General features: G+C 66.1%; 5 protein-coding genes and 1 tRNA gene. 5 read left to right on the top strand and 1 reads right to left on the bottom strand.

What is annotated here, in order from left to right; genetic code table 11:
* The first annotated feature begins 243 nt into the window (after window positions 1–243).
* A tRNA-Thr gene (locus MF607_RS12650) sits at window positions 244–319 on the top strand.
* A gap of 116 nt (window positions 320–435) precedes the next feature.
* Window positions 436–1266: a tyrosine-type recombinase/integrase gene (locus tag MF607_RS12655; protein ID WP_242119281.1), complete on the top strand. Its 831-nt coding sequence runs from the start codon at window positions 436–438 to the stop codon at window positions 1264–1266.
* 970 nt (window positions 1267–2236) lie between these two features.
* Here the strand turns inward: MF607_RS12655 and MF607_RS12660 are convergent.
* Window positions 2237–6850: an NAD-glutamate dehydrogenase domain-containing protein gene (locus MF607_RS12660; RefSeq protein WP_242119283.1), complete on the bottom strand. Its 4614-nt coding sequence runs from the start codon at window positions 6848–6850 to the stop codon at window positions 2237–2239.
* A 233-nt stretch (window positions 6851–7083) separates the two neighbouring features.
* On the opposite strand from MF607_RS12660, the gene MF607_RS12665 reads away from it, so the two are divergent.
* The 3 genes from MF607_RS12665 to MF607_RS12675 all read left to right on the top strand — a co-directional run bounded on the left by MF607_RS12665 (window position 7084) and on the right by MF607_RS12675 (window position 13749).
* Window positions 7084–8865 carry a tetratricopeptide repeat protein gene (locus tag MF607_RS12665; protein ID WP_242119285.1) on the top strand — a complete coding sequence of 594 codons (1782 nt, stop codon included), beginning with the start codon at window positions 7084–7086 and terminating at the stop codon, window positions 8863–8865.
* Window positions 8866–9283: 418 nt separating this feature from the next.
* On the top strand, window positions 9284–10897 hold the full coding sequence (locus MF607_RS12670; RefSeq protein WP_242119287.1) for a DUF5597 domain-containing protein: 1614 nt from the start codon (window positions 9284–9286) through the stop codon (window positions 10895–10897).
* Window positions 10897–13749, top strand: coding sequence for a glycoside hydrolase family 31 protein (locus tag MF607_RS12675; RefSeq protein ID WP_242119289.1), 2853 nt, complete (start codon window positions 10897–10899; stop codon window positions 13747–13749). Before MF607_RS12670 ends, MF607_RS12675 begins: the two co-directional genes overlap by 1 nt.
* Window positions 13750–13809 lie beyond the last annotated feature (60 nt).

Below are 13809 nucleotides of genomic sequence, written 5' to 3' on the forward strand. Positions count from 1 at the left end.
GTCGGTCCCGACGGAGACCACTTCGCTACCAACGCCCTCCCGGTCCCCATCCCCCCGCTCCGAAGGCCCACCCACGATATCCATATTCAGATCCCCATGGGCCTTCTGCCCGATCGCTCGCCTTGTGTACCACGCGTGGTAAACGTCCGGTAAAGCGCGTGGCTACCCGTTCCGGTGTAAATCCACTTGCCACCCCCGGCCCCCGCTGCTAATCGCCCGCGTCCAGACGGCAAACCGTCCCGGGCCGCTTTAGCTCAGTTGGTAGAGCATCGCATTCGTAATGCGGGGGTCACAGGTTCGAGTCCTGTAAGCGGCACCATCACGTCCCCGGAACAAACCTGGAAAACCGCAGAAATCTGCGGTAAAATGCCTCTCGGCGGTCCCGTGAAATCTCATTATGTTCCGCCGTGGCCCACTCGAAAGGGGCCACGAATCATGGGGCCACGAACGTTGCAGGAGGCGTGGCCCCATGCTTACGGTTGTGCAGATCCGGGCGCTGAAACCGGCAGAGCGTCCTTACAAGGTGGCCGATTCGGACGGCCTGTATCTACGGTGCAGCCATCCGGCCCCCTGCTATGGCGTTTTCGCTATCGATGCTGCGGCATCGAGCGCAAATTGTCGCTGGGCAGTTTCCCCGATGTCACCTTGGTGCAGGCGCGCAGGAAGCGCGACGAGGCCAAGGCCGAACTCGATGACGGGATCGATCCCGTCGAGGAAAAGCGCCAGCGGCGGCTGAAGGCCGAACTGGCGGCGCAGACGACGTTCGCGCTCGTCGCCGGGGAATATATCGAGAAGATGGAGCGTGAGGGCCGCTCCCCCGCCACCATCAAGAAAGCGCGCTGGTTCCTCGAACTCCTCGATGGCATCGCCAAGCGTCCGATCGCGGCGATCACCCCGCATGAGCTTCTCGACGTGCTGAAGCGGGTCGAGCGCCGCGGGCATCATGAGACGGCGCTTCGGCTACGCTCCTTCGCCGGCCGTGTCTTCCGCTATGGTTTCGCGACCCTGTGCACCGAGCGTAATCCGGCCGACATTCTGCGCGGCGCCCTTACTGTTCCGCGGGTTAAGCATCATGCGGCGATCGTCGAGCCCACGAAGGTCGGCGACCTGCTACGCGCAATTGGCGGGTACATGGGCGGCCCGAGACCCTGCATGCACTCAGGATCGCGCCGCATGTCTTCCTGCGCCTGGGTGAGCTGCGGCAGGCGAAGTAGAGCGAGATCGACTTCGCCGAAAAGGACTGGCGCGTGCCGGCCGAGCGCATGAAGATGAAGCAGCCGCATGCCGTACCGCTGTTGCGGCAGGTACTGTACGCCAGAAACACCCGCGTCGGCAGCAGCATCAGGTTGACCGCAGCACCGACAGCACCCGTGCCAGCGCGCCTGCATCCACCGCGGCATCCACGCTCACCCGAAAGCCGCCCGGCAATTCGATCTGGATGAGCCTCCGATGGATATGGCGCCAGCTGTGGCGCTGGCAGCGTCAGTTCCGCCACCTGTACCTCGGCAAATGCTGGCAGCGGCGGCATCGCCCCGACCACCTCGATCCGACGAGTCATACGAGTGCTCGTATGACTCGTCGTAAAACTGATAACTTCCCGCACCGTCCGCGCCCTCGTCAAAGGCGACAAGCATTCCGGCTACCGGTGCTGCCGCAAGGCGGCCTGCTGGCCACGCTTACAAGTTCTCAGTTAGTTTTGACGATCCGCCTGTTACATTTGTGATATGCCGTCCGACGATGTGTACGTATTTGCATCGGGCTGTACCGGCTGAATACCCACCATTCATTCCGACAAAAAATCGGCGCGCGTCGTATGGACTGGGCAATCTCGCTCGAGACGGAGGACCGCGACGCGGCCAAGCAGTTACTGCCAGCGTATACCGTCGTAACGACGGCGGAGATTGACGGGGCGGGGGTAAAGTAGCCGGCGGACAAGTCCGGTCGCTCGGTGTTGTAATCGTCGATCCGGCGCGTCCGGATCGAGCGGGCCTGAGCAACCTCCGAAAGCTCGCATCTGGCGTCTGGCCCATCCACGTCGAACCGGACGTCACTCCGGCGCAGGCCGGAACCGGTCGGCGATAGCGCGCGGCAGGAGCCGCCAACGGTGCCAGCCTCGCCGAGGCGACGTTTCCAATCGGAGGCTCGCCTTGCGCCGGGTCCCGCCGTACTGCAGTCGCAGACGAAGCGGGACCCCGGGGCCGGCCCGGGAGAGTGGGGCGGTAGCGGACGGTATGCCCTACCGCGCCAGCAGCACCCGTGCCTGTCCGGCAATCTGTGCCAGCATCGCCGCGCTGGCGACCGGGGCCTGACGGGCGCGGTGGACCAGGGCGGCGAACTGGGCGACGCGGTCGCGGTTCGCCTCCAGCCATGCCTCCACCGCCGCCTGCGGGTCCTTGCCGGCGTTGCGGTTCAGGAAGTCGAAGCGCAACTGCTGGAAATCGCGGGCGAGGCCGGCGATGAGCAGCCGCTCCCACGGATCGCCGGTCTGAATCCGCGCGGCGACCGCCTGTGCCCAGTCGAGCCCCAGCGCAAAGCCGAGATGCGTGAAGGCGAGCGTCAGTCTCGTCTCGTCGAGCTTCAGCCGGCGGCCGAGATCGGCAAGGCCGACCGCGCCGTCGAGTTCGAACAGGCGCACGACCTGCCCGGCCAGTTCCTGCGGTGCGCCGGCATCCTGCAACACGCCAGCGATGCGGTCGCGCTGTTGCGCCGCCTCGGCACGGAGCAGCGAACTGGTCTGTCCGGCAAGGCTCGCCACCCCCTTTTGCAGATGCGCGACGGCATGGGCCGGCATGGTGCCGGCGGGGAAGGCGCGCAGCAGGTCGGCGATCTGCGACCGCACCCCGACCGCAACCTCGTCGAGCAGGGCGATGCGGGCGCGTTCCGAAATGTCGGCACCCTCGATCCGGTCGTAGAGCGCGTCGATGTCGAACAGCCGTTCGGCGGCGACGAACATCGCGGCGATATCGGCCAGCGCCTCGCCCTCTTCCTCCGCCAGTTCATAGACGTGGAGCACGCCCAGCCGGTTGACGATGCGGTTGGCAAGCTTGGTCGCGACGATTTCGCCGCGCAGGCGATGGTCGAGGATCGCCTGTTTGTGCGTCTCCTGCATCTCCTTCGGGAACGCCGCCAACAGGTCGCCGGCCATGTCGGCGTCGGTCGCGATCGGGGCGTGTTCGATCGCCTCTTGCAACGCCAGCTTGACGCTGGCGAGCAGCACCGCCAGTTCGGGGCGGGTGAGGCCGCGGCCGTCCTGGGCGCGGCGGACATAGTCGTCGCTGGTCGCCAGCCCCTCGACCACGCGGTCGAGCTTGCCGGCGGCTTCGAGCAGTTCGATGACGCGGACATAGCTCGGCACCGCGACGGGACCGTCATTCTCCATCACCGACAGCGCCAGCGTCTGCAGCCGGTTATCCTCCAGCACCAGATGCGCGACATCGTCGGTCATGCGGGCGAGCAGCGCGTTGCGATCGTCGATCGCGAGGCGTCCTTCGATCACTTCGCGGTTCAGCGCGATCTTGATGTTCACCTCGTTGTCCGAACAATCGACGCCTGCCGAATTGTCGATGAAGTCGGTGTTGATCCGCCCACCGGCCATGCTGAACGCGATGCGCGCCGCCTGCGTCACGCCCAGGTTCGCGCCTTCGCCGATCGCCTTGGCACGCAGGCTCTGCGCATCGACGCGGATGCGGTCGTTGGCGGGATCGCCGACGTCGAGATGGCTTTCGGCACGGTCTTTCACATAGGTGCCGATGCCGCCGAACCAGATCAGGTCGACCGGCGCCTTGAGGATCGCGGAGATCAGCGCGCTCGGCTCCATCTCGCGCTCGGTCACGCCGAGCATCGCGCGGACCGGATCGGTGAGCGCGATGGTCTTGGCGGTGCGCGGAAACACGCCGCCGCCCGCCGAAATCAGCGAGGGATCGTAATCGGCCCAGCTCGACCGGGGCAGTGCGAACAGTCGGTCGCGTTCGGTCCAGCTGGCCGCCGCATCGGGTTCGGGATCGAGGAAGATGTGGCGGTGGTCGAACGCGGCCTTCAGCCGGATCGCCTTGGACAGCAGCATCCCGTTGCCGAACACGTCGCCCGACATGTCGCCGCACCCGACGACGTCGATCGGCTGCGTCTGCACGTCGACGCCCAGTTCGAGGAAATGGCGCTGGACCGATATCCACGCACCTTTGGCGGTGATGCCCATCGCCTTGTGATCATAGCCGACGCTGCCGCCGCTGGCGAAGGCATCGCCGAGCCAGAAATGGCGTTCGAGCGCGAGCGCGTTGGCGACGTCGCTGAACGTGGCCGTGCCCTTGTCGGCGGCGACGACGAAATAGGGGTCTTCGCCGTCATGGATGGTGACGCCGTGGGGATGGACGACCTTGCCGTCGACGATATTGTCGGTGATCGACAGCAGCGAACGGATGAAGATGCGGTAGCTCTCGGTCCCCTCGGCGAGCCATGCGTCGCGGTTCGACGGGGCGGGCAGCTGCTTGGGATAGAAGCCGCCCTTGGCCCCGGTCGGTACGATCACCGCGTTTTTGACGCGCTGCGCCTTCATCAGTCCCAGGATTTCGGTGCGGAAATCGTCGCGGCGGTCGGACCAGCGCAGGCCGCCGCGCGCGACCGGGCCGGCGCGCAGATGGATGCCCTCAACCCGCGGGGAATAGACGAAGACCTCACGCCACGGCAGCGGCTTGGGCAGGCCGGGGACCGTCGCGCTGTCGAGCTTGAAGGCGAGGGCCTCGTTGGCGGCGGGGGCGAAGGCGTTGGTGCGCAGCGTGGCGGCAACGACCCCCCGATAGCTGCGCAGGATACGGTCGTCGTCGATCGCCGACACCGCGTCGAGACCGGTTTCGATCGCGGCATCGGCGGCAGCGATGCCGGCGTCCCGATCCGTGCGCGATGGATCGTGCGCGGCGTTGAACCGCTCGATCAGCGCGGTCGCGACGCCCGGCGCCCGGCGCAGCGCGTCGACGGCAGTGGCGAGGCTGTAGCTCAGCCCCGTCTGGCGCAGATAGCGGAACCAGGCGCGCAGCAGCACGACCGCGACGGGGGCGATGCCGGCCTCGACGGTCAGGCGGTTGAAGGCGTCGTTTTCGGCGCGGTTCTCCAGCACCGCCTCGATCGCGCGCTCGACGGTCGGCACATCGAATCGGGGGGCGTTGCCCGAGGCGATCTCGACCTCGAAATCGTGGATGAAGCTCTTTTCGTCATCCTCCAGCCGGGTCGGCAGTTCCTCGATCACGCGGAAGCCGAAATTCTCGAACACCGGCACCGCATCCGACAAAGGCAGCGCGCCGCCGCGGCGATAGACTTTGATCCGCGTCCGTTCGCCCGGCGCCGACAGGATGCGCACCGAGCGCGACCCGGCATCGGTCAGACCCGCCACACGGACGATATCGCGCGCCGCTTCGTCGGGGAGGTTCGAGTTGCGATAGTTGTTGGGGAAGGCGTTGGCGAAGCGCAGCGCCATGCGCGTCGCCCCCTCGGGCGCGAGTTCGGCCAACGCCCCCTCGACTGCCGGGCGCCAGCCGCGCACCATGCGTTCGATCCGCTGGTCGAGTTCGCCCGCTTCGGGCATGCGCCCGTCCTGGCGCAGGTCGAGGACGTAACGGATCAGCGCCGCCTCGCCATCCTCCATAGCGATCGACCAGTTGAGGATCGACGCATTGGCCGCCTGTGCCAGCATGTCGCCGATCGCGAGGCGACGCTGCGTCGTCACGTCGTCGCGGCCGAGCCAGACGAAGGCGAAAAGATGCCGGCCCAGCGCCGAGCGGATCAGCACCAGCCGCGAGCGCGGACGGTCGGCGACCGACATGGCCGTCAGCGCCAGCTGCTCGAGCGCCTCCGGATCGAAGGCGGTGGTCAGGTCGTGCGGCAGCGTCGAGATGGCGTGGTTCAACGCCTTCCCCGCATGGCCCGACGGGTCGAAGCCGAATTTGGTGCGCAGCGCCGCCAAGTTCCGGCGCAGCACGGGGACGTCGGCCGGGTCGGCTTGCAACGCGGCGCTGGTCCACAGCCCGCCATGGATCGATACGCCGGTCACCTGATCGCCCTCGACCACCGGCACCAGCACCAGATCGATCGGCGCGCGGCGATGGACGGTCGAGATGCAGTTGGACTTCAGCAGCAGCGGCTGGCGGTTGCCGGCATCGAACCATCCGATCGCGCGCTGGCGCGATGCATCGGCGAGTAACGGCACCTCAAGCCGCGCGCGCGACAGGCCCAGCCGTTCGCCGACCACCCCGTCGCGCGACCAGGTTTCGTGCGCCAGCTGGGTCAGATTGCCCGCCACGAACCAGTTCAGCAGCGCCGCATCCTCGGCGGTGTCGGCGTGCGCGGTCAGCCGGGCGGCATCGGCCTGCATCGCCGCCTGCATCGCCCGCCAGTCGGCGACGGCGGCGCGGACATGGTCGAGATTGCGTTCGATCTCGGCGACCAGCGCGTGGCGCACGCGGGCATCGGCGCGCTCCATTTCGATGTAGATCATCGATTCGCGGCGACCCTCGCCCGCCAGATCGGTGAGCGTCCCCGCCGCGTCGCGCGTGACCGGCACGACCGGGTGGAGAATGCGGTCGATGGCTATGTCGTGGGCGACGATCGTGCTGGCGATCGAATCGACCAGGAACGGCATGTCGTCATTGATGACCGCCAGCCGCATCCGCCGCGCTTCACCCCGGCTGAGCGTCTCCAGTGCGACGCTGACCGTGCCGGGTGATCGGTGCGCGGCGGTCGCCGCCACGAACTGCGCGGCATCGGCGCGGGCCGCGCCGTCCAGACCTTCGATTTCGCCGGGGAGCGCACTGTCGACCAGCATCGTTTCCAGGGGGCGGGCAAGCTTGGCTTTTGGTGTCATGCCCGGGCTATGCGACTCCTTGTTGGCTGGCTCAACCCTTGTGGCACATGCGAACAAAATTTCGCAATGCGGCAATTATATTACTCGCGTCCCGCCGATCCCGGTTTACGGTGGTTTGGTAGCGATCACATCCAGATCAGCCGCAATATCGCCATCGAACGACTTGCATTCCGCAAGTTTAGCGCGCCTGATGTCGATCGATCCCGTTGCACGGGCAAGTGGAGCATAGCAATATGAAACGCTGTTTACTGTTCGTTGCTTGTGCCGGTGCGGCGATCGCTGCCGCTGCCCCCGCTCATGCCCAGTTGACCGCGCCGGTCCGCAATGGCGACACGACCATCACCGTAACCGGCCGCAGTACCACCAAGCAGACGGTCGACGGGAAGAAGATCGAGATGAGCGGGTGGCGGATGGCGGAAACGCCGCACGTCGCGGTCTTTAGCCAGGGTGATGAGAAGCGGCTGCGCGCGACCGCGCACAATTTGGAAAAGCTGCATTTCCTGCTGTCGGCGCTGCTGGGCCGGGTCGACCAGCCCGACGATACGATCAAGGTCGCCGTGACGATCATCGGCGATGCGGCGGAGTTCGAGCACCTGCGGCTGACCGACTCGCGCTGGCAATATGGTCCGTACCCGCACGAGTTCGCGCAGACGATCTATTACGATCCGCGCCCGGAAGGGCCGGTGCTGGCGACCACCGAAACCGACCTCAACCTAATCCTGCAACCGTCGCGGGGGCGTCCGAGCAGCCGCAATTGCAGTGCCGGGGAAGACAGTCCGTTGGTCGATAACTTTCCGGTCGTTCGCCCCGATCCGATCTCCAACGGGGAAACCGCCGAATATCTTTCGCAATTCCCGGCGAACGAGATCGTGGTCTGCCAGTCGGCCAACTCGCGGCTCTATAGCGGCTTCGCCCAAAACTATTTGATGACCTACTTCCCCGCCGCCTATCCGCGCTGGTTCGTGCAGGGGTTCGGCGAACTCTTCTCGACCATCGTCGCCGGAGAAACCTCGATCGATTACGGCCGGCGTCCCGAAGGCTTCTTCAAGGTCATGGACCGGTTCGGCGAATATCCGATCAAGCATGTCTTCGACGGCCGCTACCTGACCGGCGAGGGGCGGGCGTGGACCCCCTATCACGCATGGCGGATGGTTCATTTTCTGTATTTTTCCGACACGTGGAAACCACGGCTTGAGCAATATCTTGCCGCTGTCGCAGCCGGGACCGATCCGAAGCGCGCGGCGAGCGTGTTCGGCAAGCCCGCCGACCTGCAACGCGCGGTCATGCTGTTTCGCGGGAGCAAGGCGCCGTTCGACCGCGTCACCTTTCCCGCCGATCGCATTCCCGAACCGACCATCCGCCGCCTGACTCGTGCCGAGGCGGGGCTGATCCGCGGGCGGCTGGAAATGGGCGCGCGGATCGATGTGCCAGACAGCGGGCCGAACCGCGACGCGGCGCTGGCGCGGCGCACCGCATGGCTGGAACGGCTGCGCGGCAATGCGGCCCGCTTTCCCGATCTGATCGAAAATCAACTCCTGCTGGCAGAGGCCGAGTGTCGCGCGGGCAATCCGGCCGAATGCCTGCGTGCCGCCGACCGTGCGCTGGCGCAGTCGCCTGCCGAACCCAATGCGATGGTGTGGAAGGGGACCGCGCTGACGCAATTGGCGATGCGCGCGCCCGCAGGCGAACGACGCCAGCGGCTGGACGAGGCACGCGGCTATATCGTCAAGGCCAACCGGCAGGACCCCGACGGCATCCTGCCGCTGATCGCCTACTACAATAGTTTCGCGGTGGCCGGCGACCGCGCCACCGATGTCGCGGTGGGCGGGCTGTACAAGGTGGTGCAGGCAGTGCCCGCCGCGCCGGAGCCGCGACTGAAGCTGGGCGAGGAACTGGTCGCGCGCGATATCGACGACGAGGCGCGTAGCACGTTGTTGCCGGTGGCGAAGGGGCCGTTCGAAACGCCCGAACAGGCGGCGGCGGCGGCGCTGCTGCCGAAGGTGAGCGGGCGGTAGGGTTGCGGGGAGTGATGTCGCGGGGCGTCTAGATACGCCCGTCCTTGTGCCGGTACGCAGGGGACGCTTGTGTGAACGTAACGTTCTGACCGTAAAATTCATCGTACCCCGGCGGAGGCCGGGGTCCAGTTGGCATGTCCTTTCCGTGATGTACGAACGTCCCCCCAACTGGGCCCCGGTCTTCGCCGGGGTACGGTAAGAGTAGTTTCGTACAGGGCTTGCCTGCGCTGGGGCGACGGGGTCGTTGGCAGGATCGGGCAGAAGGCGTTTGCGGGGCGTCGACGCGGGAAGCAGCCCCCCGCCTGACCCCGCTGCCTGCCCGCCCAAATAAAGAAGACAATTGTCTGACATGTCGTCCCGCGGTAAGGGCGTGACAACGTTGTCGGCAGCAAGCCGACGACGACCGGAGGGGGCGGCGATGCGCGGATGGGCGGTGGCACTGGCTTCATGGGCGCTGGTCGCAGGCGCGGCGGCGTCGGCAGCGCCGGGCGAGGTGCCCCGGATCGAAAGCCGCAATGGCCGCCACGCGCTGATGGTCGATGGTGCGCCGTTCCTGATGCTGGGCGTACAGGCCAATAATTCGAGCAACTATCCCGCCATGCTGCCGCAGGTGTGGCCGGTGGTCGAACGGCTCCACGCCAATACGCTGGAGATCCCGGTCGCATGGGAGCAGATCGAACCGGTCGAGGGGCAGTTCGACTTCAGCTATCTCGACGCGCTGTTGCCGCAGGCGCGCGAGCGGGGTGTCAAGCTGGTGCTGCTGTGGTTCGGGACGTGGAAGAACACTTCGCCCGGCTATGTCCCGGCATGGGTGAAGCGCGACAATGCGCGGTTCCCGCGGATGCGGACGAAGGACGGCAAGACGCATTATGCGCTGTCGCCGCATGCGCCCGCGACGCTGGCGGCGGACCGCAAGGCGTTCGTCGCGCTGATGCGCTATCTGAAGGACAAGGATACCGACAACAGCGTCATCATGGTCCAGCCCGAGAACGAGGTCGGGGTGTACCAGCAGGGGCGCGATTATTCGCCAGAGGCCAACCGGCTGTTCGCCGGACCAGTGCCGTCGAAGCTTGGGAAGAAGGGCACCTGGGAGCAGGCCTATGGCGTGGGGGCCGAGGCGGCGTTCAACGCCTGGTACACCGCGCGCTATATCGACGCGATCGCGGCGGCGGGAAAGGCGATCAAGCCGGTACCGATGTACGTCAATGCGGCGGTCGGCGACCCCTTTGCCGCGCCGGGCAAGTCGGGCGGGGCGAGTGGTGGCCCCGACTGGCAGGTGATCGACGTGTGGAAGGCGGCGGCGCCGCATATCGATGCGGTCGCGCCCGACCTCTATGGCCGTGACGGCAAGAACTACCTGAAATTCCTCGACCATTATGCGCGCCGCGACAATGCGCTGCTGGTGCCGGAGACCGGCAATGCCATGGATTTCGCGCGCTTCCTGTGGCCGACGTTGGGGCGGGGCGGAATCGGCTGGGCGCCGTTCGGGATGGACGATACCGGCTATTCCAACCATCCGCTGGGCGCGGTGACGCTGGACGCGGCGACGCTGGATGCGTTTGCGCGGCCCTATGCGTTGCTGAAACCCATGGCGCGCGGCTGGGCGAAGCTGGCCTATGCCCATCCCGGCTGGGGGACGGCCAAGGGTGCGCCCGACGCCGAACAGTCCCGGACGATGGGTCGGTGGCAGCTATCGGCCAAATATGGCGAATGGCAATTCGGATCGATGGATTCGCCATGGCTGAAGGCCGCGCCGCCGCCGCATGCCGCACAGCCGGTCGGCGGCATGGCCGTCCTGCACCTCGCCCCCGACCAGTTTCTGGTCACCGGCACCGACATCCGCGTCAACATCGACCTCGCCGACAAGAGCAAGGGCGAGACCGCGATGTTGCTGAAGGTCGAGGAGGGGACGCTGGCCGATGACGGCAGCTTCGTCATGCGTCGCGTGCTGAACGGCGACCAGACCGATTACGGATTGAATTTCACCGCGCAGCCGATGCTGCTGCGCGTAACGATGGGGACGTATCGCTGATGAAGACGCTTCGCTGGACGCTGTTGTCGCTGGCCCTGTCGGTTTCGACCCAGGCACTTGCCGCCGAAGTGGCGAAGGTGCCGGGCGGGGTGGTGGTGACCCCCGATGCGGGGTCGGCTAAGCGGGTGCGGGTGCTGGTCTATGGTCCCGACCGGTTCCGGGTGACGGCGGTGCCCGACGCCAGCCTCGACACGCCCGACAGCCTGATGGTGACCGCGAAGCCCGCGGGCGACTTCACCGTGCGGCAGACGACGAAGCTGGTCGTGGTCAAGACCGCCGGTGGATCGGCCGAGATCGATACCGATGACGGGCAGGTCCGCTTTCGCGATGCCGCCGGCAAGCTGACGCTGGAGGAAGCCCCGCGCGCCGCCTTTACCCCACGCAACGCCGGGGGCGAGCGGTTCGTGTCGATCCGCCAGCAGTTCAACCGCGGGACCGACGAAGGATTCTACGGCCTGGGCCAGCATCAGAACCGGCAGATGAATTACAATGGCGAGGATGTCGAACTCGCCCAGCACAATATGGACATCGGCATCCCGTTCGTCGTGTCGACGAAGAACTATGGCGTGCTGTGGGACAATAATGGCATCACCCGCTTCGGCAATCCGCAGCCCTACAAGCTGGTCGGCGAAGGGATGCAGGTCAGCTCCGGCGGGCAGGCCGGGTGGCAGGCGCAATATTATCTGGGCGACCGGCTGGCGGTGACGCGGCGCGAGCGCACGATCAACTATCAGTTCATCAAGGATCAGGCGAACTGGCCGGCGGAAGCGAAGGCGCAGACGGTCGCCGCGACCACCGGACAGAATACCGCCGGCAATGCGGTGCAGACGCAGAAGGTGGTGTGGACCGGCACCGTCACGCCGAGCACGACCGGCGTCCAGAAATTCCGCCTCTATTCGTCGAGCTACGTCAAGGTGTTCGTCGACGGCAAGGAAGTCCTGAACCGCTGGCGGCAGAACTGGAATCCGTGGTTCCATAATTTCGACCTGCCGATGACTGCGGGCAAGGCGGCGGAGGTTCGGATCGAATGGGAGCCGAATGCCGGCTATATCGCGCTGTTCCAGAATGATCCGCTGCCGCAAGCCGATCGCCATTCGCTGTGGTGGTCGTCCGACGTCGCCCATGCGCTCGATTATTATTATGTCGGCGGCCAGAACATGGACGGCGTCATCGCCGGATATCGCGCGCTGACCGGCAAGGCGGCGCTGATGCCGCGCTGGGCCTATGGCTTCTGGCAGAGCCGCCAGCGCTACAATAGCCAGGCCGAGGTCGAGGGCGTCGTCGCCGAATATCGCAAGCGCGGCCTGCCGCTCGACAACGTCGTGCAGGACTGGTTCTATTGGCCCGAGGATCAATGGGGCTGCCACTGCTTCGACCCGGCGCGCTTTCCGCAGCCGCAGAAGATGGTCGATACCGTCCATGGCCAACAGGCGCGGATCATGATTTCGGTGTGGCCAAAATTCTATCCGAACACCAAGAATGCCGAGGAACTGAACGCCAAGGGCTATCTGTATCAGGGTAATCTGATCGCGAAGGAACGCGATTGGGTCGGCAAGGGCTATTTCAACACCTTCTACGACCCCTATGCCCCTGAAGCACGCGCGATCTATTTCCGGCAGATGAAGGACGCGCTGGTCGACAAGGGCTTCGACGCATGGTGGATGGACGCGACCGAACCGGACATCCATTCGAACCTGTCGATCGAACAGCGCATCGAGCGGATGGGGCCGACCGCGCAAGGGCCAGCGGAGGAATTCTTCAACAGCTATCCGCTGGTCCATGCCGAGGGGGTCGCCGACGGGCTGCGCGTCGCCAAGCCCGATGTGCGGCCCTTCATCCTGACCCGCTCGGGCTATGGCGGCATCCAGCGTGCCAGTGCGGCGCTCTGGTCGGGCGACGTCGCGTCGCGCTGGGACGATCTGCGCGACCAGATTTCGGCAGGCGTCAACCTGTCGATGTCGGGCGTGCCCAACTGGACGCACGATATCGGCGGCTTCGCGGTCGAGGATCGCTATGCGAAGAAGGACCCGGCGCATGTGGCCGAATGGAAGGAACTGAACCTGCGCTGGTTCCAGTTCGGCGCGTTCAGCCCGCTGTTCCGCAGCCATGGCGAGACGCCGTATCGCGAAATCTACGAACTGGGGGCGAGCGCTCCGGCGCTGTACGATGCGCTCGCCAAGTATGACCGGCTGCGCTACCGGCTGTTGCCCTATATCACCTCGCTGGCGGCCGAGACGTGGCATCGCGACGGGACGATGATGCGCGGACTGGCGATGGATTTTACCGGCGACCGCAAGAGTTGGGGCGTCGACGACGAATATATGTTCGGCTCGGCGTTCCTGGTGGCGCCGGTCACGCAGTATCGTGCGACCAGCCGGTCGGTCTATCTGCCGGCCGGGGCGGACTGGTACGACTTCACGACCGGTGCCTATCTGAAGGGTGGGCAGACGATCACCGCCGCCGCGCCGTTGGCGGTGCTGCCGCTCTATGTCCGTGCCGGATCGATCGTACCGACCGGGGCTGCGGTGCAGTCGACCGCCGAGAAGCTCGACGCGCCCTATGTGCTGCATGTCTTTACCGGCAAGGACGGCGCCTACACGCTGTTCGAGGACGACGGCCTTAGCGAAGGCTATCGCAAGGGCCAGTCGTCGCAAATCCCGCTGACATGGAACGAGGCGACGAAAACGCTGACGATCGGCGCGCGCAAGGGCAGTTTCCCGGGCATGGCGGCGAAGCGGGCGATGTCGGTGCGCTTCCACACGCCGGGGTCGGCGGTGGCGCCCGACTTTGCCGACAATGCGGCGACGGCGTTCGTGTATGACGGGCGGGAGACGAAGGTGCCGCTTCGGTAACGTCCGTATCCCCGCGCAGGCGGGGATTCAGGGTTCCAAGCGCCAACGGTGCATTGCTTG

This window comes from Sphingomonas lacusdianchii (assembly GCF_022664395.1).
In the GTDB taxonomy this organism is placed as follows: domain Bacteria; phylum Pseudomonadota; class Alphaproteobacteria; order Sphingomonadales; family Sphingomonadaceae; genus Sphingomonas; species Sphingomonas lacusdianchii.